Genomic DNA, 25658 nt, shown 5'->3' with positions numbered 1-25658 from the left:
TAAAACGACGTAACCACACCACAAGACAAAGACAATGAGCGCAGAACCCCAACAGAAGCTCGACCGAGACCACGTACTTGAGGTCTCCGAGTCGAGAGACGAGCCCGACTGGCTCACGAACAGAAGACTCGAAGCATGGGAGTCGTACGAAGACCTCCCGTTCCCGAAGGTCATAACCACACCCGGAAAGGTCTGGACTGACTTAGGAGAGCTAACAGCGAGGTCGCTCGCTAAGGGAGAGGGTACGACCCAGAGGCAGATCGAGACTAACGAAGCCGATCTGCCCGAGGGAGTCGTCCTCACCGACTTCGCGACAGCAGTCGAAGAACACGAGGATCTCGTACGTGAGAACCTGATGAACAAGGCTGTGAGATGGGACGACAACCGCTTCACTGCTATACACGCCGCAGCAGTTACCGACGGTGTCTTCGTCTACGTTCCCGAGGGTGTTGAGGTCGACGAGACTCTATCGACCCAGACCGTCGTGGACGACAGTGTACAGTTCAGTCACACACTCGTCGTCGTCGAGGATAACGCCAAGGTCAACGTCTCCGAGAGTATCGAGGGAGGAGACGAGTCGTACTTCTCGAACATCGTCGAGGTACACGCAGGAGACGGGGCCGAGGTCAACTACGGAGCCGTACAGGATCTCTCCGAGGACTCGTACCAGTACACGGTCAAGAGAGGAACCGCAGGAAGAGACGCGAGTGTCAACTGGATAGACGGCTGTTTCGGAACCGCTCTCACGAAGTCGACGGTGAGCACGGTGATAGAGGGAGAGGGAGCCGACACCGAGAACCTGGGTCTCTTCTTCGGCACGGGAGACCAGCACTTCGACGTAGAGACACGTACACGCCACGACGCTCCCAACTCCGTCTGTGACATGTTCACGAGAGGAGTCTTAGACGACGAGGCGGTGGGTGCCTACGAGGGCACAATAGAGGTCTCCGAGCCCGCCTACAACGTCGACGCCTACCAGACGGAGAACGTCCTACTCGTGAGTGACAAGGCGGAGGCTGACGCGTCGCCGCGTCTCGAGATCGACAACAACGACGTCAAGTGCTCTCACGCCGCAACAGTCGGTAAGATAGACGATGAGGAGATGTTCTACATGAGGTCGCGGGGTCTCGACGAGGAGAGCGTTAGACGCAGGATAGTCGAGGGATTCTTCGAGCCCGTCTTCGGAGAGCTCCCTCTCGAGGAGTTAGAGGACGACTGCCGCGAGATAGTCGAACGTAAGATGGAAATATAATAGAGATGACTGCCGAGGAGTGCCCTAGCCCGATAGACGTCGAGGAGGTACGGAGAGACTTCCCCGCGCTCAGACGTGAGGTCAACGGGGAGAGACTCGTCTACCTCGACAACGCAGCGACCTCACAGACCCCGACTCAGGTCGTCGACGCGATGAACGAGTACTACGAGAGGTACAACGCCAACGTACACAGGGGTCTCCACGAGATGAGCCAGGAGGCTAGCATAGCCTACGAGACGGCTCACGACAAGGTCGCAGACTTCATAGGCGCGTCGAGCGACGAAATCGTCTTCACCTCGAACACGACGGAGGCGATCAACACAGTAGCATACGGCTGGGGTCTCGATAACCTCGGCGAGGGCGACGAGGTCGTCCTCACGGGGATGGAACACCACTCGGGTCTCCTCCCGTGGCAACAGATCGCTGAACGCACGGGTGCAGACCTAGTCTTTCTCGAAACCGACGACCACGGCTTCATAGAGGAGGGCGAGATAGAGACGAAGATCACCGAGGACGCCGCGATGGTCTCGGTGATCCATATGTCGAATGTCTTCGGCACGGTCACGCCGGTCGAGGAGATCTGTGACCGCGCCCACGAAGTCGGCGCACGGTGTCTCGTAGATGCCGCCCAGAGCGTCCCTCATATGCCCGTAGACGTCGGAGAGATAGGCTGTGACTTCCTCGCCTTCAGCGGACACAAGATGTGTGGACCGACGGGAAGCGGAGTCCTATACGGCTCGAAGGAAGTCCTCGAAGAGACATCGCCGTTCGAGTACGGCGGAGAGATGATAAAGAAGGTCACACGTGAGGAAGCGACGTGGGCGGAGATTCCGTGGAAGTTCGAGGCGGGAACACCGAACGTCGCCGAGGGGATAGGTCTCGGGAGAGCCGTAGAGTACCTCGAAGATATAGGCATGGAGAACATACACGAACACGAGAAGATGCTCGCGGAGTACACGGTCGAAAGACTCGAAGAGGTCGACGGTGTCGAGGTATACGGTCCGTCTTCCAACTACGAGGAGAGAGGAGGAGTCGTCTCGTTCAACGTCGAGGGCGCACACGCTCACGACACGAGCGACATACTCAACGACTCGGGAGTCGCCGTCAGAGCGGGACACCACTGCGTACAGCCCGTTATGGATCAGTTAGATGTAGCGGCGACAGCACGTGCGTCGTTCTACCTCTACAACACACGTGAGGAGGCGGACAGATTCGTAGAGGCACTCGAAGACGTCAAGGAGGTGTTCGGAGCATGAGCCGCGACATGTACAAGCAGAACATACTCGACCATTACAGGAATCCCCACAACTACGGCGAGATCGAGAACCCCGACATAGAGTACGAGGACGTCAACCCGTCGTGTGGCGACGAGATAGACGTCTACGTCGAGCTAGACGAGGACGGCGAGATAGTAGACGCGAAGTTCAAGGGAGAGGGCTGTGCGATCAGCCAGGCGAGCGCGTCGATGCTCACCGACGAGATCAAGGGAATGACACTCGACGAGGTCAAAGACCTCGACCGCGACTACATAATGGATATGCTCGGCATAGAGCTAAATCCGATGAGGGTGAAATGTGCGGTCTTAGGTCTCAAGGTTCTCGAAGGCGGTGTAGCAGAGTACGAGGCAGAGACATAGCATAGTTAGACAGGTAGCTTAAGTTAAGTTAAGATAAGATCAACAATGACACAGACACAACTCGAAGTAAACAACTTACACGTAGAGGCTGACGGAGAAAAGATACTCAACGGAGTCGACATCACGATAGAGAAGGGTGAGGTCGTCGCCATGATGGGTCCCAACGGAAGCGGAAAGTCGACTCTCGCGAAGGTACTCATGGGACATCCGGCTTACGAGGTCACCGAGGGCGAAGCCTACCTCAAGGGAGAGAACATACTTGAGATGGAGCCCGACGAGAGGGCACGTCTCGGTCTCTTCCTCGCCTTCCAGTATCCCAAGGAGATAACGGGTGTGACGGTGAGTAACTTCCTGCGTACCGCGGTAAACGCCGGTAGGGACGAGGAAGACGAAATAGGACCCGCGGAGTTCCAGGATATGCTCGAGGAGAAGATGGAGATACTCGAGATCGACTCCGACTTCATGAACAGGTCGATAAACGAGGGTTTCTCGGGAGGAGAGAAGAAGAGAATGGAAGTCCTCCAGATGGCGGTTCTCAACCCCGAGATCGCTCTGATAGACGAGGTCGACTCGGGTCTCGACATCGACGCACTCAAGATAGTCGCTAAGGGCATCAACGAACTCACACAGGGCGACGACTCGATGGGTACTCTCCTCATCACTCATTACCAGAGGATACTCGACTACGTCGAGCCCGACCGCGTCGCCGTGATGCTCGACGGAGAGGTGGCTAAGAAGGGAGGACACGAGCTAGCCGAGAAGCTCGAGGACGAGGGCTACGACTGGATACGTGAGGAAGCCGCGGCTTAGAGACACCGACAGTTAGATTCACTTTTATATCTGATTTTCCAAGCAAATACACAGAGGCGAGAGTCGGATGAAAGAGAGGGAAAGGTTCGACACGTTAGGCACGATAGGGGTCGAGGAGGAGTTCTACGTCGTCGACTCCGAGACTCTCGAACCCGTGGCTGCCTCCGACAGTCTTCTAGAAGACCCTCCACGCGAGCTTCAGGATCATCTAGACACAGAGCTGTTCAAGTTCGTCCTCGAAACCACGACCGACACGGCGACCTCAGTCGGAGACGCACGTGACCAGGTCGCCGAGAAGAGGGAGGCACTCAAGTCGTACGTCCGGTCTTACGGCTACGAGGTTCTCGCTGCGGGTCTCCATCCCTCGGCGAAATGGATCGAGAACGAACAGATACAGAAGCCGCGTTACACCAAACAGCTCGAACGTATAGGCTATCCTCAGCACAGGAACATGACGGCGGGTCTCCACGTCCACATAGGCGTAGACGACGCCGACACCGCGGTCTGTATAGCCAACGAGATCCGGCGTTATCTTCCGATGTACCTCGCTCTCGGAGCCAACTCTCCTTTCTGGCAGGGATACGAGACGGGTCTGAGAAGTGCGAGGGCGGTCGTCTTCGAGAATCTTCCTAACACGGGTATTCCGACCGCATTCGACTCGTGGCGCGACTTTAGGTCTTTCGAGAAGAGGATGGTCGAGGAAGGATCGATAAAGGACAGAGGAGAGATCTGGTGGGACGTACGTCCCAACACGAGGTACGGCACAGTCGAGATACGTTCGCCCGACTCACAGACGAGTATCGAGAGGGTCGTCGGATTCGTGGCTCTGACACGTGCACTCGTCCTCGATCTGTACTCGGACTGCGACAGGGGCGGTCACACCGACGTCAGGCGTGAGATACTCGACGAGAACAAATGGCGCGCCCTGAGACACGGACACGACGCCACTTTCCTGCGTACGGGAGAGGGAGAGACAGAGACCGGAGTAGTCGAACTCGAAGACCTCTTCGATGACGTGGTCGGCAGTCTTGAGGGTCAGAAACTAAGTCTCGCCGAGAGTCTCATAGAGGAGTCGGGGGCACAGCGTCAGATCGAGGCGTACAACGAGAATGAGAATGAGAACGAAGCCGAAAAAGAAATCTTCCGTCGTGTCTGTGAGGAGATTAAGATTTAGTTCAGTACGGGATAGATCGGGAACTCGTCACACAGACTGTTTACCTCCTCTCTGACCTCCGCCTTGACCTCGTCGTCGTCGGTGTTATTGAGGACACGTGAGATGAGACGTCCTACCTTCTCGAACTCGTCGGCTCTCAGACCACGTGTCGTCGGCGCGGGAGCACCTATACGTATTCCCGAGGCGACCGTCGGGGCTCTCTCCTCGCCGGGTATGGTGTTCTTGTTGACTGTGATATCGACGTCTTCGAGCGCTTCCTCCGCCTCCTTTCCGGTAATTCCGGTACCACGTAGATCCATCAGGACGAGATGGTTGTCGGTTCCGCCGCTCACGAGGTTCCATCCCTCGTCCTGGAGTGTCTCACCGAGGACACGTGCGTTCTCGGCGATCGCCTCCTGGTACTCGTCGAAGTCGTCTGTGAGTGCCTCCTTGAACGAGACAGCCTTAGCGGCTACGACATGCATCAGGGGTCCTCCCTGGACTCCGGGGAAGACAGTCGTGTCTATGTCGTCTGCGAACTCTTCGTCACACATTATCATTCCGCCTCTCGGACCACGGAGTGTCTTGTGTGTCGTCGTCGTCACGAACTCGGCGTGCTCAACAGGACTCTGATGAACGTCGGAGGCGACTAATCCGGCTATATGTGCTATGTCGGCGAGATGGTAGGCGTCGACGTCGTCGGCTATCTCTCCTATAGTGTCGAACTCTATCTCACGGGGATACGCACTCGCTCCCGATACGATTATGTCGGGGTCGAACTCCTCGGCGTGCTCTCTCAGGTCGTCGTAGTCTATACGTCCCGTCTCCTCGTCGACCTCGTAGCTCTCTACGTCGTAGAGCTTTCCCGAGAAGTTGGCGGGATGTCCGTGGGAGAGATGTCCTCCGTGTGTGAGATCCATTCCGAGTATCCTGTCGCCGGGCTCGAGGACAGAGAAGTAGACTGCCATGTTAGCCTGTGTCCCCGAGTGTGGCTGTACGTTGACGTGGTCGGCTCCGAAGATCTCCTTCGCGCGGTCTCTCGCGAGATTCTCGACCTCGTCCATGTATTCACAGCCGCCGTAGTACCTCTCCCCGGGATACCCCTCGGCGTACTTGTTGGTCATTACAGAGCCCTGTGCCTCCATCACAGCCTTCGAGGCGATGTTCTCGCTCGCGATCATCTCAAGACCGCGTTCCTCTCTCTCGATCTCTCCGCGTATCGCCTCCGCCGTCTCGGGGTCGGTCTCGTCTATGTGTTCCATACCTAACCAAACGGACTGTCGAGCATAAGTCTTCTCCGATCCAACCGAGACTTTCAACGCGTCGGCGGGCGACGTATTCCACAGATCCCCGATCTGTGTTATAGTCAATCTAAGACTGACGTATTCCAACTACCTCGTTATCCCTCATTTATCAGACTCAGACCGTCAAATTAAATATAGACCTATCAATATACTTAGTCAGAATGACAGCGAACTTGACAGGTGTCGACGGACGGGACATTATACGGAGATCCATAGAGGAAAGCGGTGGCAGTCTCGACGTTCTGCAGGTCTCTCCTGGGGTTCTGGGCGACTACATAGAGGTCGCGAGCGAGGAGCGCGACAAGATCGAGAGGATGCGTGTCCTCGTCCACGAGGAGAGTCTCAAGGAGGTTATGCGTGACTTCCTTATATCGAGTGCCGCGAGTGACCTCATAAAGGAGGGAGTCTTAGAGATACTGTCTACTGACGACACAGTCGAGAGGTCGGTGGCTATACTCGACGACACAGAGACTATCAGCTTCATAGAGACCGACGACTCGATAGGTACCGTCGCAGCCGAGAACGACGAACTCGCCGAGGCAGTCTCGGATCTCTTCGACTCGATGTGGGAGGACGGAGACGAGTTCAAGATACGTACTCCGCCGATGAGCGACGTGAGCCAGAGCCTGAGAGACGAGATAGGCGACGAGACTGAGGACGACTTCAGGAGAGTCCTCGACCTACTCGACGCCGCGAAGGGTGACGGCGAGGGGCTCGACGAGATTACAGTCGCTCTCCTGGTCGCGGCGAAGAACAAGATACTCCTCTATGACATCTCGAAATGGGGAGAGGACTCGGGCGTCGCGTCGAAGGCGACCTTCTCACGTAAGAAGACTGAGCTGGAGGACGCAGGTCTGATAGACACCGAGAAGGAGCCGATCGACATAGGAAGACCGCGTCTGCGTCTCCGACTCGGCGACGAGGATCTCCAGGACGCCGACATAGACGAGATAGTCGCCGAAGCCAAGAAGAAGCTGTCTTAGTCTAGTCTTTCTCTGTCTTTGTGTCTGTCTTATTTATCTCGTTTCTACAGGAATACAGCGAGAGTGCCTCGGGGTCTTCAAAAAGCAGAGCTTTTTGGGATACGGAAAATCAAAGATTTTCCTTGACTTGACCCCGAGGGTGAATTGCGTAAGCTATATGATGCAACCTGCCGTATCGACGAATACAGTTGCGACGTGGATTAAAGACCTTAATCCGAAGCAACTGCCGGCAGTTGCAAGGAAATGCGACTCCTCTCAAAACCCGCGTCTTTGGCGTGGTGCGACGGGAGTTGTCGGGCGGGGTGGAGCCGCCGGCCCTCACGGACGCACCGAGCGTTCGGGTGTGAATTCCAACCGACCCATTTCGGGAAGGTCGAGGGGAATTAAATTCGCCTGCGACGGCACGCCCAGTTTTTGGGCGTGCGGTCAAGACGGTGAAGCCTCGGGGCTTGTCCCCGAGGTACTTCACCCCTTTATAGTCGCTATAGGAGCGAGACGTGAGACCCTCTCACCTATTCCGAGTTCGTCGCTCACCCTCATGACCTCATCGACGTCCTTGTACGCTCCGGGTGCTTCCTCGGCGATAGTCGATCCGCTCTCTGCCCTGACGTAAATCTCCCTCTCCGCGAGCTGTTCCTGTACGTCACGTCCCCAGTAGTCCTTCTTCGCCTGTGTCCTCGACATCACCCTGCCAGCACCGTGTGCGGTTGAACCGAACGAGAGGTCGAGCGACTTCTCACCTCCCGAGAGTATCCACGAGTCGGTGCCCATCGTACCGGGTATGAGAACGGGCTGTCCTACGTCCTGGTAGACATCGGGTATCTCCTCCCTTCCTGCGGGAAAGGCTCTCGTCGCGCCCTTCCGATGGACGAGTAGCTCCTTCTCGTCGCCGTCTACGGTGTGGGTCTCCTCCTTGGCTATGTTGTGACAGACATCGTAGACGAGTTCGACGTCCCTCTCACGGATACTGTACATCTCGTTGAAGACTTCTCTCACAGCCTGTGTTATCGCCTGTCTGTTCGACCACGCGAAGTTGGCGGCGGCGTACATAGCGTCTCTGTACTCCTCGGCTGGGTCGTCGCCTATCGGCGCGTATATGAGCTCCTTGTCGGGGAGATCCTCGACTATATCGGGATACTCCCTCTCGAACCTCCTGAGGTAGTTGGTACACGTCTGGTGTCCGAGACCCCTCGACCCCGTGTGTATCATGACAACGATCTGATCCTCCTCAAGACCGTAGGCTTCGGCGGTCGGTTCGTCGTAGAGGTTCGAGACCCTCTGTACCTCTAAGAAGTGGTTGCCCGATCCGAGCGATCCAACCTGGCTGACTCCTCTCTCCTTCGCCTCGTCGGGAACAGCCTTCGGATCGCCGGGTAGCCTGCCGTTCTCCTCACAGTGTTCGAGATCCTCCTCGAAGGCGTGTCGGTTTTCGAGCATCCACTCCATGCCGCCTTCGAGTATACCTTCTATGTCGTCGAGGTCTGTGTCTAGATAGCTTCCCTTGCCGAGACCCGACGGGACTGTCTGGTAGAGCCTCTCGGCTAGCTTCTCTCCCGTGCCCCTCACGTCGTCGTAACTCAGGTTTGTACGCAGAACACGGACGCCGCAGTTCGAGACGACGAAGCCGTCTGCGACGAAGCTGTGGGCGTCGTGTCTTACGCCTATGTCGTATACGGTCTTTTCGCCTATCTCGTCTATCGACTCGACCTGAGTCGTGACACGGAATCCGTCGTCGACATCGACCGAGTCGGTGAAGTCGTCGTATCCCGGGAAGTCAGCGGGTGGTCTGACCTCGGCTCTGGCGTCGCCGTATATGCTCCTCTCGACGAACCTGTCGTTTATTTCGAGACGTGACTTTATCTCCTTCGGGGCTACGCCGCCGTCGTACATCGCGACCGCTCTCTCAGACGCAGTCCGGCGTTCGTCTATCGCACGTTCCTTCTCACGCAGATAGACTGTGGCTCTGACGGCTTCCTTCTGTTTCTCGACTGCGTATGTGTAACCGACACGCGTGAAGAGACGTATCAGGTTCTCGGAGTCGTTCTTGACACCGAAACGGTATCTCGTTGCCCCTGTCTCAGACTCGAACTCCTCCGTCGAGTTGGTCTCTATGCCGAGGTCTTCGAGGTACGACTTTATCTCACGTACGAAGTCGTCGCCTCCTCCCGACCTGCGGCTGTGTGACACCGTAGGACAGTAGAGGTTCTTGTCTGTCTGAGGAGCGGGACTACTCATCTCGGCACCGAAGAAAGCCGAGAGATATAGTGCCTTCTGCCAGTCGGTACAGCCGTCGAGGTAGTTGGGAGTCGTGAACTCTGAGTCTACCTTGACTCCCTCGGGTGCACCGAGGGCGACGAGTAGCCTCTGGAACGCCTTCGAGGTCGACTTGACTGTGTTTTCGACAGCCTCGAACTCCGACCCGTCTATCTCGTGGCTCCTCTCGCGCGAGTAGATCCTCGACGGCTCGAATCCGAGTTGGCGTATGTCCTCCTGTATCTGTCTGAGACCCTCCTCCTCTCCGTAGAAGGCTGTGTCACCGTGGCGGTTGAATGATCCGTCGCCCGTGTGGTATCCCACGAGTTTCAGGAGTATGTTGAACTCCCTGTCAGCCGTCGAGAGAGGCAGGAGACCGCGGTCTTCGAGAACCTCAGCGACCTCGGAGGAGAAGTCGTCGGAGTCGAGGAGTACGACGTCGTCGGGATCTTCGTCCTCGATACCCTCGAAGGGATAGACGTAGACCTCGTCGCCCTCGTCGATCTCTCGTAGGGGCTTCATGCCCTCAGGGGTTAAGAAGGGATGGTCGGGACTCGCCTCTACTGTCCGGAGTCCGGTGTCTACCTCGTATACTGTCTTCTCGTCCTGAGTGAACAGATGTATTCCTGAGGTGTCGGCGGAGTCGGAAGTAGCTACGACAGCCCTCTCGTCGTCAAAGCTCTGTCTGAGGTCTTCTATACTCCTCCTCCTCCCGAACTCCAGCAGAACCTCGGTGTCCCCCGAGAGACAGTTGATGTCATAGCCGATACCTCCGGGACTTATGACTCCGTCGTCCATGTCGACAGCCGCGACGCCGCCTATCGGGAATCCGTATCCCTGGTGACCGTCGGGGAGAACGATAGAGTACTTCTGTATCCCCGGTAGGGTGGCGACGTTTCTGACCTGTTCGAGCGTCTTGTCCTGTTCGATCTTCTCCAGAAGAAGCTCAGAAGCGTAGACCCTCGCAGGAACGTTCATGTCGTCTTCCTGCCCGATCTCGTAGATGTTTTCGTCTACCTGTGTTATCTCCATACCTGAGTCTTCGAATCTGCCTAACTAAACCTTTGGGTCAGATGTCGAGAACCGCCTGAATCAGCCATCCTGAGTCAGTCTCCTCGACCCTCATGTCGTTGTATGTCGGAGCCTTGATGTCGGTGAGTCCCGAGGTCGTGCTCAACGGAACCGTCTCGACGACGGCTGTGAGGGAGTAGCCCGTCTCGGTCTCTTCTACGGTCACCGTCTCTGCGGTCAAGACGGCTACACCCTCGACGTCCTGTGTGTAGATGAGACGGTCGAGGAAGTCGAAGACTAGGGCTTCGAGGTTCTCCGAGTTAACCGTGATCCGGTTCTGAGCTTCGTCCTCGGGATTTATTTCGTGTGCTCCGACGACCTCGGCGAATGCCTCGACTACCTCTCGGAGCGCGTCTTCGAGTGTCTCGCCCTCAGCTCTGAACTTGGCGTCTGCTGTGTGTTCGAGGATCTCGTACATACGGGGATGAGACGTATAGAGTTCGGGAGTATACAAAGCTTGTCAACACCACAAGATCTTCGATCTGGATGGCTCGGAAATCGAAGATTAGCGAACGTCCCGAGAACTCTTTGAGTTCTCGTGTGCACGTCAATCTTTGATTGACGAACGTCTCCAGAACTTGTTCTGGATGGCTCGGAAATCGAAGATTTCCGAACGTCAGTCGAAACCCGAACAGCCTTTAGACTCTATAACAAAGGTCGCGTAAACGATGAACGAATCTACATGCGACGTCTGCGGAAGGAAAGTCGAAGGAGGCGGAGATCTGTGTAACGAGCACGAGGGCACACCTGTTCTCTACCATCTCGGCAACTCGTGTGGCTTAGACGAGGTAGACGAGGGTAAGGTCTACGAGGGTGAGGTCAACGGTGTGGTAGACTACGGAGTCTTCGTAGATCTCAACGACGACATAAGCGGTCTGATACACGAGTCTAATCTCTCTGAGAGCCTTGAAGTCGGAGACGAGGTCAAGGTACGTGTCTCAGAGATAAAGGACAACGGAGACATAGATCTGCGTCCCGTCTTCATGCATGACTACAACGACGCAGAGATCGAGTGCGAGAGGACTAGATCGGAGATCGGAAGTCTCTCCGAGAGAGTGGGTGAGGCGGTCTACGTCGAGGGCGAGGTCGTCCGTACGAAACAGACAGGAGGTCCCACGATATTCACGGTGACCGACGAGACGGGGACGGTCGACACAGCGGCGTTCGTCGAAGCGGGTGTACGTGCATACCCCGAGATAGAGACAGGTGACTTCGTACGTATAAGAGGAGAGGTCGAGACACGTGACGGCGATCTCCAGATAGAGGCGGACGAGATGGAGGGGCTCGAAGGCGACGAGAGAGACGAGGTCGAGGAGAGAATACAGGCGAGTCTCGACGAGAAGGCTGAGCCTCCCGAGATAGAGCCTCTCATAGACGCCGACAGCATAGACAGCCTCTACCCGGGACTCAGAAACGTAGCTAAGGCGATAAGGAAGGCTGTTCTCACCAACCGTCCGATAATAGTCAGACACCACGCCGACGCCGACGGTATATCGAGCGGCGTCGTAGTCGAGAGGGCTGTGACTTCTATGATAGACGAGGTCAACGACGACCCCGAGGCGAAGTACCATCTCTTCTCGCGGTCGCCGAGTAAGGCACCCTTCTACGAGATGGAGGACGTCACACGTGACCTCAACTACGCCCTCAAGGACGTCAAGAGACACGGGCACTCGATGCCTATACTCGTGATGCTCGACAACGGATCGACAGAGGAGGACACTCCGGCGTACGAGATAGCGCGAACCTACGACATTCCGATCTACATAGTCGACCACCATTTCCCCGACCCCGACTCGGTAGACCCTCTCGTCGAGGAACACGTCAACCCCTACCTCATAGATGAGGACTACTCGATAACCTCGGGGATGCTGTGTACCGAACTAGCACGTCTCGTCAACCCCGATGTCGAGGACGAAGTACGTCACGTTCCGGCTGTGTCAGGCAAGGGCGACAGGTCGGAGGCTGACGAGATGGAAGAGTACGTCGAGATGGCGGAGAACGAGGGCTACGACGAGGGTCACTTAGAGGACGTCGCCGACGCGCTCGACTACGAGGCGTTCTGGCTCAAGTACGACGAGGGGAGGCATCTCGTCAACGACATACTCGACGTGAGCGACAACGACGTACACGATGAACTCGTCGAGAAGCTCAACCAACGCGCCGACGAGGCATTCGAGAGACAGATCTCTACCGCGATGCCCCACGTACAGGAGGAGAGGCTCGAAAACGGCGCGCGTCTCTACACCATAAACGTCGAGAAGTACGCCCACAAGTTCACCTTCCCCGGACCCGGCAAGACGACTGGCGAGATACACGACACGAAGGTCGACGAGACAGACGATCCTGTAATTACGATAGGATACGGACCTGACTTCTGTGTCATAAGAGGACACGGCGTCGGGATAGACATACCCCAGATAGTCGACGAACTCAAGGACGAGATCAGAGGAGCGGGTGTCGACGGAGGAGGACATCTCGTCGTAGGTTCGATAAAGTTCGCCGAGGGAATGAGAGAGGAGGTTCTCTACGAGCTCAAGAAGAAGTTCGGAGAGGCTCCCCTCAAGGAAGGCGCCGAGGGTGCCCCCGACATCTCGGGTGTCGAGGACAGGAAGATAGGATAACTAAAGTTCATCGAGACGTCTGCTTCCGCCCTTCTCGACCTCTTCTATGAGATCCATGACTGTGTCGTCGGGCGAGACGTCGTATGACTTTATTATCTTGAATACGTCGAGAGGCGTGAGACGCGGCGAGACGGGAAGCCTCGAAAGGTTGTCGTAAGCGGTCTCTTTGTAGGTACTGTCGTTTGACTCGTACTCGTATCTGATATACTGAGTGAAGACCTCCGCGATTATGTCTTCGGAGGAGTCGACGTCTGAGTCGATCACCTCAATCTCGCCCTGTCTCTTGACACCGACGTAGAAGGCGTTGTCGTGTCTCTCCTCAAGTGCCTCACGTAGCTTAGTCTCGACATCCGACTCCGAACTCCGGTCGAGGTCGGTGTCTTCGACCGAGGGCTCGGGATGGCGTCTGGATGTCGGTCTGTCGGACTCCTTGGGATTCGGACGGTCACGTCCGTGTCCCCGGCTCCTTCTCTGGCGCGGTGAAGAAGAAAGCTCGTCACCGTCGTCCTCGTCGAGGCGCACGAGGTTTCGTCTCTCGTCGATCTCCTCGACATCGTGTTTGATCTCGTCGGGGGTCTTAGCCATGTCCTCGTCAAGGTCGTCGTCCTCGGGCGTCGAGATCTCGGGCTCGACGTACCCCTCGGGGACTATCGAGTCCTCACCCTCGTCGGAACGCGCCATGTACTATGTAGGTTTGTCTACACTCATAACTTTATTTTTTATGGGAGAGGTTGACAGCCTAAAAAATGTAGCCGAGCCGAGAAAACGGCTACCAAGCTGTCATCAGAAGTTATTAGATCAGCCGGCGACGACTCTGATTATGGAACGTAACATAAGAGTCGAGTCTCTCGACGAGATCCCTGTGGATCAACAGAGGATCGAGCTCGCCGAGAGAAAAGGGATGGGACATCCCGACTCTATCTGTGACGGCATCGCCGAGTCGGTAATGCGCGCGCTGTCTCAGGAGTACCTCGACAGGTTCGGTGCTGTCCTCCACCACAACACAGATGAGTGTCAGTTGGTCGCGGGACGGAGCCAGCCCGACTTCGGCGGCGGAGAGGTCGTTGAGCCGATCTACGTCCTGATAGTCGGAAGGGCGACGAAGGAGTTCGAGGGCGAGGCAATACCCACCGACACCCTCGCTGTCAAGGCGGCACGTGACTATATCGACGACACCCTCCAGAATATCGACTTAGAGTCGGAGGTCGTCGTCGACGTACGTATGGGCGAGGGATCGACAGATCTCAAGGACGTCTTCAAGCTCGAAGACGGTGCGGTTCCGAAGGCAAACGACACCTCGTTCGGAGTGGGTCACGCGCCATTCTCCGAGACCGAGGAGGTAGTCTACGAGACCGAGACACAGATCTACGAAGACCTGAGACACGAGATTCCCGCGGTGGGAGAGGACGTCAAGGTGATGGGAAAACGCGAGGGCGATACCTTAGATCTCACGGTCGCGGCGGCGACTGTCTCGGAGTACGTCAAGGACGCCGATGAGTATATCAGCGTGATGGAGGACGTCAGGGAGTTCGTCGCCTCGACAGCCGAGGAGTACACTGACAGAGACCTCAACGTCGCAGTCAACACCGCCGACGACTACGACGTTCGCGAATCTGAAGACTCGCATGCACACGAGGACTCAGAGAGTCCTCGGGACGAGGGGACTTTCTACCTCACAGAGACGGGGACGAGCGCTGAGATGGGAGACGACGGAAGCGTCGGAAGGGGCAACCGCGCCAACGGTCTCATAACCCCGAGTAGGAACATGAGCCTCGAAGCCACGAGCGGAAAGAACCCCGTCAACCACATAGGCAAGATCTACAACCTTCTCTCGATACGTATAGCGAAGAAGGTCGTCGACGAGGTCGACGGCATAGAAGACCTGAGGGTGAAGCTCCTGTCACAGATAGGAAAGCCGATAGACGAGCCACAGATAGCCGGTCTCCAGGTTCAGACAGAGGAAGGCGTCGAACTCTCCGACGTCGAGTACGAGATAGAGTCGATCACAGACGACGCCCTCGAAAATGTGACTGACCTCACACGTGACATAATACACGGCGAGATGTCGACTTTCTAGCCAGAGTTAAAAGAGTCTCAGCCGTATCTTTTGACAGATGAGAGCCGACACGAAGCGAAATGATGCCGGAGACGCCGAAGACCTCGAAGCCGAGGATCTGTACGACACAGTCCTCGTGCGTTACGGAGAGATAGGCAACAAGAGTAGCTCAGTGAGGTCACGTCTCCAGCGTCTCTTAGCCGACAGAATACGTCTCACGCTCGACGACAGGGAGATTGAGTACAACGGAATAGAGGTCGAGTGGGGGCGTCTCTTCGTAGACTGCGATAACGTCGTAGACGCAGCTGAGGCGGTAGCCGACGTCTTCGGTGTCGTGAGGACTTCTCCCGCGGTACGTGTCGATCCCGAGATGGACGAGATGGAAAACGCCGCGGTGAGCCTCGTAAAGGCAGTCGGATTCGACTCGGGGAAGTTCGCAGTACGTCCGAGGTCGGCAGGCGACCACTCGTTTGACAGCGAGGATATGGGACGGAAGATAGGAGACGCAGTCTGGGAAGCGGTCGAGGAGCCGGAGGTCGACCTCGATGATCCCGAACTCTCGGTAGGCGTAGAGGCGCGCGAAGACGCGGCTTACGTCTACGTCGAGGAGATGGAGGGTGTCGGCGGTCTTCCCGTGGGATCACAGGGACGGACAGTCGGCTTGGTAAGCGGCGGAATAGACTCGCCCGTCGCGGCTTGGTACAGTCTGAGACGGGGTTCGAGCCTCGTGCCTATATACCTCGACCTCGACCCCCTCGTAGGCGAAGACCATTTCGAGAGGGCGCGTCTCGCCGTCGAAGCGTTGTCGAGGTACGCTCCCGACGTCGACGAGATCTGGAGAGTCCCGACCGACGGGATACTCCTACAGCTTTTCGACGAGGTCGAACGTGACAGGATGATCATCTACAGGAGAATCATGCTGAGGATCGCCGAGGCGATAGCTAAGAAGGAGGACGCCGAGGGTATCGTCACAGGGGAGTCGCTAGGGCAGAAGTCGAGCCAGACGGCGAGAAACCTCCGCGTGACCTCGGAGGCGGTCGGTATGCCCGTACACAGACCCCTCTTCGGACGTGACAAGACCGAGATTACGGCGAAGGCGAGGGAGATAGGAACGTATCCGACAGTCGACATAGACGAGGGCTGTGCGTCGCTCGCGCCTCACCATCCGACGACACACGCCGACCTCGAAGATGTACGTGAGAAAGAGGTGGGTCTGAGCAGAGACGTAGAGAAACTCGTCTTGGACGCAGTCGAGAGGTCTGAGAAAGTTCGCGTGAGACGGGACTGAGATGACACGCGTACGTATAATAGGAAAGGAGGACGTCAGTCTGGAGTACGAGTTAGTCACGAGTCAGACCGCACGCGAGGCTCTGTCGTCGTACGAACGCGTCGAGTCTGAGGTAGAGATACGTAACTCGGTCGTATACCGCACGTCTTCTCTCGGAGGGGCACTCGCGTCTCTCAACGACCTTGACTGGTACCTCACGAGGTACGCGCGGTTCTCCGAGGTTCTGGAGCCGAGCGTGAGCACCCACGAGTGGCTCTCGCGGTCTCTCGCGCGGAATCTCTACGAGAGGGAGGTAGATCCCGAGGATACGACGGAGTACTACCTCGTGAGAGGCGTGGTCGACGGAGAACTGCGTGAGCCGGTATACGGCAAGGAGGAGCCTCCCGAGTACGACCTCTACGATACCGACGACGTGACTGTGACACGGATTTCGGAAGACGAGTTCTGATCCAATCAATACCATATAGTATACGTCAACATTTCGCGTATTCCAGTCCAGTAGCAACAGTTTTCAACCGGTTTTCCCTACAGATAGTATGCCGAAGGAGTCTGATACTGATACTAAGTTTATATTCGTGACCGGAGGTGTGATGTCCGGACTCGGAAAGGGCATCACTGCGGCGTCGTTGGGGAGGCTTCTCAAGAACCGTGGCTTCGACGTGACTGCGGTCAAGATCGATCCATATCTCAACGTCGACGCCGGGACTATGAACCCGTACGAACACGGTGAGGTCTATGTCCTCAAGGACGGCGGAGAGGTCGACCTCGATCTCGGCAACTACGAGAGGTTCCTCGATATCGACATGACCTTCGACCACAACGTCACGACTGGGAAGGTCTACAGCAACGTCATAGACCGTGAGAGGTCGGGTGACTACCTCGGGAAGACCGTACAGATAATTCCGCATATCACTGACGACATAAAGAGACGTATACGTGAAGCGGGAGACGATGAGGACATCTGTATAATAGAGCTCGGCGGAACAGTCGGAGACATAGAAGGGATGCCTTTCCTTGAGTCGGTGAGACAGATGCACAACGAGGAGGATGAAGACGACTTCCTACTCGTCCACGTAACTCTGGTTCCTCTCACCAACAACGGCGAACAGAAGACTAAGCCGACTCAGCACAGCGTGAAGGAGCTGAGGGAGCTGGGTCTCCATCCCAACATAGTCGTGGGACGGTCGGAGGACAAGCTCGAAGACGAGACACGCGAGAAGATCAGTCTCTTCTGTGACGTACCGACCGACGCAGTCGTAAGCACACCGGATGTCGATGACATCTACCACGTTCCCCTCACGCTTGAGGACGAGGGAATGGACGACTACGTGATGTCGGAGCTCAGTCTGGAGTCGGAAGCCGACGAGATGAACACAGACTGGCGCGAGACGGTGACACAGGAGACCGACGAGACTGTCAAGATCGCCCTCGCGGGGAAGTACGAGTTCGAGGACGCCTACCTCTCCGTACACGAGGCTCTCAAACACGCGGGTCTGAGACACAACGTCGAGACGGAGGTTCTCTGGGTCAACACCGAGGACATGGAGGAGGAAGACAGGAGGAAGCTACGTCAAGTCGACGGTCTGATAGTTCCCGGAGGGTTCGGCGAGAGAGGAACAGAGGGCAAGGTCAACGCCGTGAAGTACGCGCGGGAGAACGGTGTTCCCTTCTTAGGACTGTGTTTCGGCTTCCAGATGGCTGTCGTCGAGTACGCACGTAACGTCGTCGGCTTAGACGGTGCACACTCGACAGAGATAGACGAGGAGACTCCGAATCCCGTGATAGACATACTCCCCGAACAGTACGACGTCGAGGATATGGGAGGAACGATGCGTCTCGGCGAAAAAGAAACTCAGATAGACGAGGACAGCCTCGCACACAGCCTCTACAGCGCGAGGTCGGTGAGCGAGAGACACAGACACAGGTTCGAGGTCAACCCCGAGTACATAGACGTCTTAGAGGAGAACGGTCTCGTCTTCTCGGGACGTTCGAACAGCCGTATGGAGATACTCGAACTCCCACAGGACGAACACCCCTACTTCGTCGGCACACAGTTCCATCCCGAGTTCAAGTCACGTCCGGGTAAGCCGAGCCCCGTCTTCGTAGGGCTCGTGGAGGCAGCGCTCGAAAGAAAACACGGTGCCAGGATAGAGGTATAAAGGAGATTACAAACACAAAGATGGTAGACACAGACAGTTTCATAGACGAAGCGGTAGAGGAGATAAAGGAAGACGTCGACGACGGTCACGCAGTCATAGCCCTGTCGGGAGGCGTCGACTCGGCTGTGAGCGCGGCACTCGCCTACGAGGCAATAGGCAGCCGTCTCACACCTATCTACGTCGACACGGGTCTGATGAGGAAGGGCGAGACCGACGAGATACGTGAGACATTCGACTACATGGAGAGTCTGCGTATAGTCGACGCGCGAGAGAGGTTCTTAGACGCCCTCTCGGGAGTCACAGATCCCGAGGAGAAACGCGAGATAATAGGAGAGGAGTTCATGCGTGTCTTCGAGGAGGTCGCCTCAGAGGTCGAGGCGGAGTACTGCGTCCAGGGTACGATATACCCCGACAGGATAGAGAGCGAGGGCGGCATAAAGAGCCACCACAACGTCGGAGGTCTCCCCGAAGTCATAAGCTTCGAGGGACTCGTCGAGCCCGTGAGAGAGCTCTACAAGGACGAGGTACGTGAGGTCGCACGTGCACTCGGTCTCACCGAGGAGATCAGCGAGAGGATGCCTTTCCCGGGACCCGGTCTCGCAGTGCGTGTGATAGGCGAGGTCACAGAGGAGAAGCTAGAGGTCGCGCGCGAGGCTAACGCAGTCGTCGAGGAGGAGGTCGAGGAGTTCGACCCGTGGCAGGCTCTCGCCGCAGTCGTAGGAAAGGGCACGGGGGTCAAGGGCGACAACAGGGTTCACGGCTGGATAGTCGCCGTGAGAGCCGTAGAGTCACGTGACGGAATGACCGCACAGGCGATGGACATACCGTGGGAGAGTCTCCAGAGGATACAGTCGGGGATAACGGGGGCACATCCCAACGTCGCACGTGTCGTCTACGACGTCACACACAAGCCACCCGCGACGATAGAGTACGAATAGATGAAGGTAGTCGTTCTCGGAGTCCCGGAGAGACTGAGAAAGTTCGACCTCGGTGAGAGTGAAGAAAACGGAAACGGAGACAGAGACGTAGAAGAATCCGAGGAGGTTGAGGTCGAGGTCGTCGAAGCCGAGGGGGTCGGTGAGGACGCCCTGATCGAGGCAGGTATAGACGACGCCGACGTCTTCGTGGTCTACGGCGGAGAGAGGTCTGTACAGGTCACTGTCGCCAAACACGTCAATCCCGATCTCAAGGCGGTTCTGATAGCAGACGACGCTCCCGACTACGTCAGGGCGAACGCCGACCTCATACTCCGGGAGGAGATAGTCGAGGAACACGGGATACCCCTATCGTCTGAGTCTGAGACGTCATAGGAATAGAACAGAACAGAACAGAATAAGATGAGAATAGAGACTCAGAACGGCGATGTAGTCACAGAAGAAGCCGAGGTCGCCGATACCTTCGTGTCTAAGTCTCTGGGTCTGATGTTCCGACGTTCAGAGTCGGTTCCCGACGGCTACGCCTTAGTCTTCGAGTTCGACTCCGAGAAGAAGGTACGTCTCCACATGGTCTTTGTCTTCTTCGGTATCGACGCCGTCTTCCTCGACTCAGACAACAGGGTCGTGAAGAAGACACGTATGGAGGCGTGGACGGGGTACGCGTCCCACGAGGCTAAGAGGGTCATAGAGACTAAGGCGGGTGGCTTAGACGGTGTCGAGGAGGGCGACAGACTCATATTCAGAGACGAAGACTGAACAGCTCTGTAAGTCTGTTACTGTTAGTCTTAGTCGCTCGTCTCTCTCTTTCTCTCAGCCCTGTACTCGGTTATGAGGCTGTCGACCATCTCCGAACTCCTCTTTCTCTTTCTCTCCTCGGCTCTCTCCTCCCAGTCCTCTATGACATCCTCGACGTCCGACTCTAAGCCTATCGCGAGGTCATCGACCTCACGTACCTTGACGTCATCGGCGTCTCCGACCGGAATCCGGTTCTCGAAGAGTACCTCGTCGGCTGCGTCGGAGATCCCTCCGTTCTTGAGGACGAGACGCGGCTCGACCGATGCGAGCTTCTCGGCGGTGCTTCTACCCGCGCCGCTCGCGTCACGCAGGAGTATGACGTCGTCCTCGACGAGACCCGTGCGTTGGTCTGTCTCGTCTATAGCCGACTTCGTGAACTTGTCTATTATCTTGACCGAGGTGTAGCCGTCGGCGTCCCCTGCGACGTCGGAGAAGTTCGAGTGGTCAAGCTTCCAGAACTTCTTGAGTCTCTCGAACTTCGATCTGAGGTCGTCGTACTTCTCCTCGACCGACGTGAGCTTGTGTTCAAGCCTCTGGTTCTTCTTTTCGAGACGTCTGACCTCGTCGGTCTTACGTATCTCCTTCTTCTCCTCTCGGCGTCTCTCGGAGAGACGTTCCTGAAGCCCGTCGATCTCGCCGTCCTTCTCCTCGACTGTCCCTTCGAGGTCGTCGACGTACGACTTGAGACGTTCGACCTGTTTCTCGAGATCCTTTATACGTCTCTCGTCCTCAGTGAGTTCGCGCGGCGAGTGTCCGTCGTCCTCGTCGTCTTCGTCCTCGGTCTCGGTGAGTACGTCTACCGCCGTCTCAACCGACTCCTCGTACGCGACCACGCGGCGTATTACCTCGCCGTCCTCTAAGCCCGGAGGAACCTTACGTGATATTCTCTCGAACCTCTCGTCGTACTCCTCGAACGCGAAGAGTGCGGCGGCGACTGCGTCCCTCTCGTGGTCGTTGTCGTAGGAGTACTCCGAGGTTACGCGCTGTTTATGGTTGACACGGAGATCCTCGTCGGGCTTCCATCCGGCGGCGTCGAAGCTCCTCCTAACCTTCTCGACTGTGTCGGGCATCGGTGTGACGTCGGCGGCGACGACTACGGGACGCCCCCTCTCGACTATCCACTCTATGACCTCGGCGATATCGGAGGTACGTGTGCTCACGACGTTGAGTATCTCACCGTCGAGTCCAACGACTCCTACGGCTGTGGTCGTACCCGGATCCATGCCGACTATGACGTAGTCACGTCTGCGGGCGAGGGGCTCGAACTCTATTCCGTCCTTACGCACCTCCTCGACCTCGACACGCACGTCACCCGACCTCTCCGACGACACGGGTACCTCGCCGGCTCTCGCGTCGACAGTAAAGACGGCGTTCGAGTATCCGCCGTACTTCTCTGTGACATCGAGGTCGTACTCGAATCCGTCTTCGTTGAGCTTCTCCTCGATCTCCCTCGAACGTCTCCTGACCGCGCCGTGTATCCTTCTCGTGTAACGGTCTTGGCTCCAGCCGCCCTTTCCCGTCGACCGTCCCCTTGAGACCTTGAGACGCGTCGTGTCCTCGAACGCCGAGACGACGTATCCGACGTTGTCAGCAGCGAGACGTGCCGCCGCCTCCGCCTCCTTTATCGGCTTCTTTCCGTACGGCACGCCGTGGCGCGACGCGACTCGTGAGAGGGGCTCGGGACGTTCGTCCCCCGTGACCTGTACTAAACGCGTCTCGGAGGGCAGGTTACGGAGGAACCCCACGAGGTCTCTCTTGTCCTCAGCGAGCTCGTACATGTTGTCAGTCGCGACTATGTCGGGCTCCTCTCTCTGTATGAGACGCAGAAGCTTCCTGTGTGAGACTACGTCCCTGTCGATGTTCTCACCGTCGAAAGCCACTACGGCGTACGAGGGAGAGTCACCTCTCACGTCGCCGCTCTGTACGTCGACCCCGAAAACGACTGTGTCAAGTGCTCCCGTACGAGTCTTCACACCAAGAAGTAGGTTCTCATACCGTATAAATCCACTTCCGGTTCGGGTTCTGGTTCCACTTCTACTTCTACTCCTACTCAACCAGGTCGCGTCTCAGTCTTTCGGATCTACTTTTCACTCCGTCCTTACCTGCCGCTCCGGCTATCTTCTCGAAGGCTTCGAGGTTTCTGACGGCGGAGTCGAGGAAGTCGAGTATGTCACCCGTGTAGGCATAGAGACCGTACTCCGCTTCCATCGTCTCGACTATCTCGTCGGGAGAGAGACCCGCCGAACGGAGTTCGAGGAGGTACTTCATGAACTTCTCCTCGGGATGTCCACAGTAGGGCGCGTCCTTACAGCCGCAGTCAAGGAACTCCTCGACGAACTCGAGAAGCTGATCACGTGTCCCGGGGTCGAGGCTTTCGAGAGCCTCAGTCGAGTAGAGTATGTCGAGAGCCGCGCCGCTGAAGATGTTACGTGGCATCCTCCTGTCGATCTGACTCGATATGGCGTTTGCGTCCTTGAGATAGATCCTGTCGGTAATCGCCATTTACTCGGAGTACGGCTTGGGCACTAAAAACAGTCCCGTTAGAGTCACATTATGTAGGTGTCCTCGTCGGGGTCGTGTTCGACGTTGTTGAGCGCGAACTCGACGAGTTCCACGTAAGCCTGATCGACCGACTCGGTGTGTTTCTCGGCGTACTCAAGAACTTCGTCGTGTATCTCGTCGGGTATACTGATGCTAACAGATGCCATGGAAGAGTTTGGAGACTGAGGACGATAACTCTCACGCCGGTGTCCAAACTGAAGATGTAAGTGTCTCCGCGTCTTGTCTGAGGCATGGTCGAAAGAGTCCCCGACACCGCCTCCGGGTACGGTATACTCGGCTGCGGAAGTGTGGGATACGAGGTGGCTCAGGATCTACTCAACAGGGGGAAAGAGATCACTATAATTGACAAGGACGAGAGCCGTGTCGAGTCGCTGAGGGATCAGGATCTCAACGCGATACAGATGGACATACGTGACCCCGAGGCAACGGAGGAGGTCTCCGACAGACACGTCGTTCTCATACTTACAGACGACACCGACGCCAACGCCGAGGCTCTCGAAAATCTCCGTGAGACAGGTAGGGAACAGTACATCGTCGTGAGGGCGTCCGACCCCGTCTCACAGGAGACTCTCATAGAGAAGGGTGCCGACTCGGTCATAAATCCCCCCACAGTTATAGCACAGAGCGCTCTCCGGGCGGTCGAGACGGGCGAGATGGAGTACCGCGTCTCAAACCTCGTCGATGTCATAAAGTCGACCGACGGAAAGATGGCGATACTCGTATACGACAGTCCCGACCCCGACTCGATAGCGAGCGCGGTCGCACTCGAAAGCATCGCCGAGAGCTTTGACGTCGAGGCGGAGATACTCTACAAGGGAGACCTCGGACACAGAGAGAACCAGGCTTTCGTCAACCTCCTTGAGATAGAGCTCACGAGGATGGACGACGTAAGCCTCGACGACTACGGGACTGTAGCTGTCTATGACCACGTCGAGAACGTAGAGGAAGAGGGTACGGAGGTCGACATCTTCATAGACAACAGGTCTTCGGAGTACGAGGTCGACGCCGACTTCGAGGACGTCCGTCCTAACTTGGGGAGTACATCGACCATAATGACGAAGTACATACAGGAGACAGAGGCGAACGTCCCGAACGAGGTTCCGACGGCACTCCTCTACGGAATAAGGACGGCGACAGACGACTTCCGGAACACTGCCCCTGCCGACCTGACCGCCGCCGCTTACCTCTACGCACTCGCCGACAACGAGCTTCTCGAACAGATAGAGTCTCCGTCTATGAGCCCCGAGACCTTCGACGTACTCGCCGACTCGATACACAACAGAGAGGTCAGAAGCTCATATCTCATCTCGAACGCGGGATACATAAACGACAACGAGGCTCTAATACCCGCCGCCGACCATCTCCTCTCACTCGAAGGCGTGAATACTACGGCTGTCTTCGGAATAACCGACGACTACATACATATCGCCGCGAGGTCTAACGACATACGTATCAACATAGCGAGGGTTCTAGAAGACTCTTTCGGGGGAATAGGGGAGGTCGCGGGACACACCCGAAGAGCCAACGCCCGGGTTCCTCTCGGACTCTTCAAGGGAATAGGAGAGACTGGCGAGGACCGCGAGACTCTTCTCGAACTCACAGCAGAGGCGGTCGAGTCACGTATCTTCGACTCGATAGGCGTCGAGGAAGAACGCGACTGAGACCGAGTAGGCTTCTCAGATCCGAGATTTTTACTGTGACGACTACATATACAGCCAGTACATATATTACATTAGGAAATTTAGTACATCACGTACATGTCGATAGACATCGAACGGTTCGAGAACGAGACCGAAGACGGACTACGCGAGTCGACAAACGCCGAGAAGGTGATACGTTTCTTAGCGGAAAACAACGGTAAAGCGTGGAAACAGTCCGTGATAGCCGAGAGGGCAGATGTAAACCCTAACTCGGTAGGTTCGGTACTCAGCCGATTACAGGATAAGGGATTAGTCAGGCACAAGGGGGAGTACTGGGCAATAACCGACGATAAAGACCGTCTCGAAAGCGCGTCGCAGACACATAACATCACAGAGGCACTAAACGAACGGTATGGAACAGAAGACAAAGAAGAGTGGCTGAAACACGCCGTCGAAGAGGAGACTGAATGAGTTATACTCGGTGTGATGTAGTCTGGAGTGACGATCCGTTCAAGGAAGACGAAGATGCAGGAAGACGGTGGCTCGTACTCAACAACCAAACCCATCCTTTTCGGAGTAAGCAGTATATGGCTGTGGCTCTCACCACGAGCGGTTACGACGATGCTCTAACCGTCGAGTCCGAGAACTGGAACGAAGGCGGCGTGCCGTTTCAGAGTTACGTGCTTCCGTGGGCAGTACAGTCTCCTATCGACGAGGACATAGAGAGGAGACAGGGAAGTTTAAGATCTGATTTCGTAGATGATGTGGTCGAGGAAGTTATCGGGTATATTAGGTGAGTCTCTGTTAGGAAGAACGCGACTGATCTTCCTACTCGGGAGTCTCGGCGGTCTGTTCTACGACGTCCTTGACGAGTATTATGTCTCCGACCGCACTCACCCATCTGTACGGGAGGATTACGCCCTTGCCAGACGTGTCCTCCTTCTCGAAGAGATCCTGGTTGACGTCGGTGATACCCAGACCCGATATCGATCTCTCGTTGACGTCTATCTGTACGTCGTCGACCTTTCCTACGAAGACTCCGTTGGTCGAGTAGACGTCGTACCCCATTAGGCGGTTGATGTCGTCCTGCATGGTCTATGAGACTGTCTGCGTCACAATTAAAGCCATCGGTGGAAGAAA

The 25658-nt window shown here is 56.5% G+C and carries 25 protein-coding genes; 17 read left to right on the top strand and 8 right to left on the bottom strand.

The window, feature by feature from the left end:
- The first annotated feature begins 34 nt into the window (after positions 1–34).
- The 5 genes from sufD (at position 35) to SV253_00595 (ending at position 4872) form a co-directional block, all read left to right on the top strand.
- Complete coding sequence (sufD, locus tag SV253_00615) at positions 35–1252, top strand: Fe-S cluster assembly protein SufD (GenBank protein MDY6774588.1); 1218 nt, start codon at positions 35–37, stop codon at positions 1250–1252.
- A 5-nt stretch (positions 1253–1257) separates the two neighbouring features.
- On the top strand, positions 1258–2508 hold the full coding sequence (locus tag SV253_00610) for a cysteine desulfurase (protein MDY6774587.1): 1251 nt from the start codon (positions 1258–1260) through the stop codon (positions 2506–2508).
- Positions 2505–2888 carry an SUF system NifU family Fe-S cluster assembly protein gene (locus SV253_00605; GenBank protein MDY6774586.1) on the top strand — a complete coding sequence of 128 codons (384 nt, stop codon included), beginning with the start codon at positions 2505–2507 and terminating at the stop codon, positions 2886–2888. The genes SV253_00610 and SV253_00605 overlap by 4 nt, the downstream gene beginning before the upstream one ends.
- 45 nt (positions 2889–2933) lie before the next feature.
- Positions 2934–3698, top strand: coding sequence for a Fe-S cluster assembly ATPase SufC (gene sufC / locus SV253_00600; protein MDY6774585.1), 765 nt, complete (start codon positions 2934–2936; stop codon positions 3696–3698).
- A 67-nt stretch (positions 3699–3765) separates the two neighbouring features.
- A complete protein-coding gene (locus SV253_00595) occupies positions 3766–4872 on the top strand; it encodes a glutamate--cysteine ligase (protein ID MDY6774584.1) in 1107 nt (368 codons plus the stop codon).
- Here the strand turns inward: SV253_00595 and glyA are convergent.
- Positions 4869–6113 (bottom strand): serine hydroxymethyltransferase, encoded by a 1245-nt coding sequence (glyA, locus tag SV253_00590; GenBank protein MDY6774583.1) that lies wholly within the window; start codon positions 6111–6113, stop codon positions 4869–4871. The two genes, SV253_00595 and glyA, sit on opposite strands and share 4 nt — an antisense overlap.
- 203 nt (positions 6114–6316) lie before the next feature.
- Here glyA and SV253_00585 point away from each other — a divergent pair, with 203 nt between their 5' ends.
- On the top strand, positions 6317–7138 hold the full coding sequence (locus tag SV253_00585) for a DUF5821 family protein (protein ID MDY6774582.1): 822 nt from the start codon (positions 6317–6319) through the stop codon (positions 7136–7138).
- 465 nt (positions 7139–7603) lie between these two features.
- On the opposite strand, the gene SV253_00580 is transcribed toward SV253_00585, so the two are convergent.
- Together SV253_00580 and SV253_00575 are read right to left on the bottom strand one after the other, a co-directional pair.
- Positions 7604–10423 carry an RtcB family protein gene (locus SV253_00580; GenBank protein MDY6774581.1) on the bottom strand — a complete coding sequence of 940 codons (2820 nt, stop codon included), beginning with the start codon at positions 10421–10423 and terminating at the stop codon, positions 7604–7606.
- 37 nt (positions 10424–10460) lie between these two features.
- Positions 10461–10880: an archease gene (locus SV253_00575; GenBank protein ID MDY6774580.1), complete on the bottom strand. Its 420-nt coding sequence runs from the start codon at positions 10878–10880 to the stop codon at positions 10461–10463.
- A gap of 250 nt (positions 10881–11130) precedes the next feature.
- On the opposite strand from SV253_00575, the gene SV253_00570 reads away from it, so the two are divergent.
- The gene (locus SV253_00570) at positions 11131–13083 is read left to right on the top strand and encodes an OB-fold nucleic acid binding domain-containing protein (protein ID MDY6774579.1); all 1953 of its coding nucleotides are present in this window, start codon (positions 11131–11133) and stop codon (positions 13081–13083) included.
- Here the strand turns inward: SV253_00570 and SV253_00565 are convergent, their stop codons facing one another.
- Positions 13084–13764 (bottom strand): hypothetical protein, encoded by a 681-nt coding sequence (locus SV253_00565; protein MDY6774578.1) that lies wholly within the window; start codon positions 13762–13764, stop codon positions 13084–13086.
- A gap of 139 nt (positions 13765–13903) precedes the next feature.
- On the opposite strand from SV253_00565, the gene SV253_00560 reads away from it, so the two are divergent.
- The 7 genes from SV253_00560 (at position 13904) to SV253_00530 (ending at position 20277) form a co-directional block, all read left to right on the top strand.
- Positions 13904–15160 carry a methionine adenosyltransferase gene (locus SV253_00560; protein ID MDY6774577.1) on the top strand — a complete coding sequence of 419 codons (1257 nt, stop codon included), beginning with the start codon at positions 13904–13906 and terminating at the stop codon, positions 15158–15160.
- Positions 15161–15197: 37 nt separating this feature from the next.
- Positions 15198–16427, top strand: coding sequence for a tRNA uracil 4-sulfurtransferase ThiI (gene thiI / locus SV253_00555; protein MDY6774576.1), 1230 nt, complete (start codon positions 15198–15200; stop codon positions 16425–16427).
- A gap of 1 nt (position 16428) precedes the next feature.
- The gene (locus SV253_00550) at positions 16429–16875 is read left to right on the top strand and encodes a DUF5804 family protein (GenBank protein MDY6774575.1); all 447 of its coding nucleotides are present in this window, start codon (positions 16429–16431) and stop codon (positions 16873–16875) included.
- Between the two features lie 88 nt (positions 16876–16963).
- A complete protein-coding gene (locus tag SV253_00545) occupies positions 16964–18586 on the top strand; it encodes a CTP synthase (GenBank protein MDY6774574.1) in 1623 nt (540 codons plus the stop codon).
- Between the two features lie 20 nt (positions 18587–18606).
- Positions 18607–19524 (top strand): glutamine-hydrolyzing GMP synthase, encoded by a 918-nt coding sequence (guaA, locus tag SV253_00540; protein ID MDY6774573.1) that lies wholly within the window; start codon positions 18607–18609, stop codon positions 19522–19524.
- Positions 19525–19896, top strand: coding sequence for an NAD-binding protein (locus tag SV253_00535; protein ID MDY6774572.1), 372 nt, complete (start codon positions 19525–19527; stop codon positions 19894–19896).
- A gap of 27 nt (positions 19897–19923) precedes the next feature.
- Positions 19924–20277, top strand: coding sequence for a DUF192 domain-containing protein (locus tag SV253_00530; protein ID MDY6774571.1), 354 nt, complete (start codon positions 19924–19926; stop codon positions 20275–20277).
- Positions 20278–20306: 29 nt separating this feature from the next.
- On the opposite strand, the gene SV253_00525 is transcribed toward SV253_00530, so the two are convergent.
- The 3 genes from SV253_00525 to SV253_00515 form a co-directional block, all read right to left on the bottom strand.
- Positions 20307–22289, bottom strand: a complete 1983-nt coding sequence (locus tag SV253_00525; GenBank protein ID MDY6774570.1) for a DUF460 domain-containing protein — start codon at positions 22287–22289, stop codon at positions 20307–20309.
- Between the two features lie 73 nt (positions 22290–22362).
- The gene (locus SV253_00520) at positions 22363–22818 is read right to left on the bottom strand and encodes a DUF5814 domain-containing protein (GenBank protein ID MDY6774569.1); all 456 of its coding nucleotides are present in this window, start codon (positions 22816–22818) and stop codon (positions 22363–22365) included.
- 44 nt (positions 22819–22862) lie between these two features.
- The gene (locus SV253_00515) at positions 22863–23024 is read right to left on the bottom strand and encodes a hypothetical protein (GenBank protein ID MDY6774568.1); all 162 of its coding nucleotides are present in this window, start codon (positions 23022–23024) and stop codon (positions 22863–22865) included.
- An 84-nt stretch (positions 23025–23108) separates the two neighbouring features.
- Here SV253_00515 and SV253_00510 point away from each other — a divergent pair, with 84 nt between their 5' ends.
- The 3 genes from SV253_00510 to SV253_00500 all read left to right on the top strand — a co-directional run bounded on the left by SV253_00510 (position 23109) and on the right by SV253_00500 (position 25315).
- Positions 23109–24539, top strand: a complete 1431-nt coding sequence (locus SV253_00510; GenBank protein ID MDY6774567.1) for a DHH family phosphoesterase — start codon at positions 23109–23111, stop codon at positions 24537–24539.
- Between the two features lie 96 nt (positions 24540–24635).
- Positions 24636–24989, top strand: coding sequence for a MarR family transcriptional regulator (locus tag SV253_00505; GenBank protein MDY6774566.1), 354 nt, complete (start codon positions 24636–24638; stop codon positions 24987–24989).
- Positions 24986–25315, top strand: coding sequence for a hypothetical protein (locus SV253_00500; GenBank protein ID MDY6774565.1), 330 nt, complete (start codon positions 24986–24988; stop codon positions 25313–25315). The genes SV253_00505 and SV253_00500 overlap by 4 nt, the downstream gene beginning before the upstream one ends.
- Before the next feature lie 31 nt (positions 25316–25346).
- Here SV253_00500 and SV253_00495 read toward each other — a convergent pair whose 3' ends face one another.
- Positions 25347–25610, bottom strand: coding sequence for a PRC-barrel domain-containing protein (locus SV253_00495; protein MDY6774564.1), 264 nt, complete (start codon positions 25608–25610; stop codon positions 25347–25349).
- Positions 25611–25658: the final 48 nt, after the last annotated feature.

It is taken from the genome of Candidatus Afararchaeum irisae (genome assembly GCA_034190545.1).
Taxonomy (GTDB): Archaea; Halobacteriota; Halobacteria; order Halobacteriales; family Afararchaeaceae; genus Afararchaeum; species Afararchaeum irisae.
This window is presented reverse-complemented; position numbering and strand designations above follow the sequence as displayed.

Excerpts from the sequence above, each read along its gene's own strand:
- sufD (MDY6774588.1), top strand. The coding sequence starts at position 35 with ATGAGCGCAGAACCCCAACAGAAGCTCGACCGAGACCACGTACTTGAG.
- SV253_00610 (MDY6774587.1), top strand. The coding sequence starts at position 1,258 with ATGACTGCCGAGGAGTGCCCTAGCCCGATAGACGTCGAGGAGGTACGG.
- SV253_00605 (MDY6774586.1), top strand. The coding sequence starts at position 2,505 with ATGAGCCGCGACATGTACAAGCAGAACATACTCGACCATTACAGGAAT.
- sufC (MDY6774585.1), top strand. The coding sequence starts at position 2,934 with ATGACACAGACACAACTCGAAGTAAACAACTTACACGTAGAGGCTGAC.
- SV253_00595 (MDY6774584.1), top strand. The coding sequence starts at position 3,766 with ATGAAAGAGAGGGAAAGGTTCGACACGTTAGGCACGATAGGGGTCGAG.
- glyA (MDY6774583.1), bottom strand. The coding sequence starts at position 6,113 with ATGGAACACATAGACGAGACCGACCCCGAGACGGCGGAGGCGATACGC.
- SV253_00585 (MDY6774582.1), top strand. The coding sequence starts at position 6,317 with ATGACAGCGAACTTGACAGGTGTCGACGGACGGGACATTATACGGAGA.
- SV253_00580 (MDY6774581.1), bottom strand. The coding sequence starts at position 10,423 with ATGGAGATAACACAGGTAGACGAAAACATCTACGAGATCGGGCAGGAA.
- SV253_00575 (MDY6774580.1), bottom strand. The coding sequence starts at position 10,880 with ATGTACGAGATCCTCGAACACACAGCAGACGCCAAGTTCAGAGCTGAG.
- SV253_00570 (MDY6774579.1), top strand. The coding sequence starts at position 11,131 with ATGAACGAATCTACATGCGACGTCTGCGGAAGGAAAGTCGAAGGAGGC.
- SV253_00565 (MDY6774578.1), bottom strand. The coding sequence starts at position 13,764 with ATGGCGCGTTCCGACGAGGGTGAGGACTCGATAGTCCCCGAGGGGTAC.
- SV253_00560 (MDY6774577.1), top strand. The coding sequence starts at position 13,904 with ATGGAACGTAACATAAGAGTCGAGTCTCTCGACGAGATCCCTGTGGAT.
- thiI (MDY6774576.1), top strand. The coding sequence starts at position 15,198 with ATGAGAGCCGACACGAAGCGAAATGATGCCGGAGACGCCGAAGACCTC.
- SV253_00550 (MDY6774575.1), top strand. The coding sequence starts at position 16,429 with ATGACACGCGTACGTATAATAGGAAAGGAGGACGTCAGTCTGGAGTAC.
- SV253_00545 (MDY6774574.1), top strand. The coding sequence starts at position 16,964 with ATGCCGAAGGAGTCTGATACTGATACTAAGTTTATATTCGTGACCGGA.
- guaA (MDY6774573.1), top strand. The coding sequence starts at position 18,607 with ATGGTAGACACAGACAGTTTCATAGACGAAGCGGTAGAGGAGATAAAG.
- SV253_00535 (MDY6774572.1), top strand. The coding sequence starts at position 19,525 with ATGAAGGTAGTCGTTCTCGGAGTCCCGGAGAGACTGAGAAAGTTCGAC.
- SV253_00530 (MDY6774571.1), top strand. The coding sequence starts at position 19,924 with ATGAGAATAGAGACTCAGAACGGCGATGTAGTCACAGAAGAAGCCGAG.
- SV253_00520 (MDY6774569.1), bottom strand. The coding sequence starts at position 22,818 with ATGGCGATTACCGACAGGATCTATCTCAAGGACGCAAACGCCATATCG.
- SV253_00515 (MDY6774568.1), bottom strand. The coding sequence starts at position 23,024 with ATGGCATCTGTTAGCATCAGTATACCCGACGAGATACACGACGAAGTT.
- SV253_00510 (MDY6774567.1), top strand. The coding sequence starts at position 23,109 with ATGGTCGAAAGAGTCCCCGACACCGCCTCCGGGTACGGTATACTCGGC.
- SV253_00505 (MDY6774566.1), top strand. The coding sequence starts at position 24,636 with ATGTCGATAGACATCGAACGGTTCGAGAACGAGACCGAAGACGGACTA.
- SV253_00500 (MDY6774565.1), top strand. The coding sequence starts at position 24,986 with ATGAGTTATACTCGGTGTGATGTAGTCTGGAGTGACGATCCGTTCAAG.
- SV253_00495 (MDY6774564.1), bottom strand. The coding sequence starts at position 25,610 with ATGCAGGACGACATCAACCGCCTAATGGGGTACGACGTCTACTCGACC.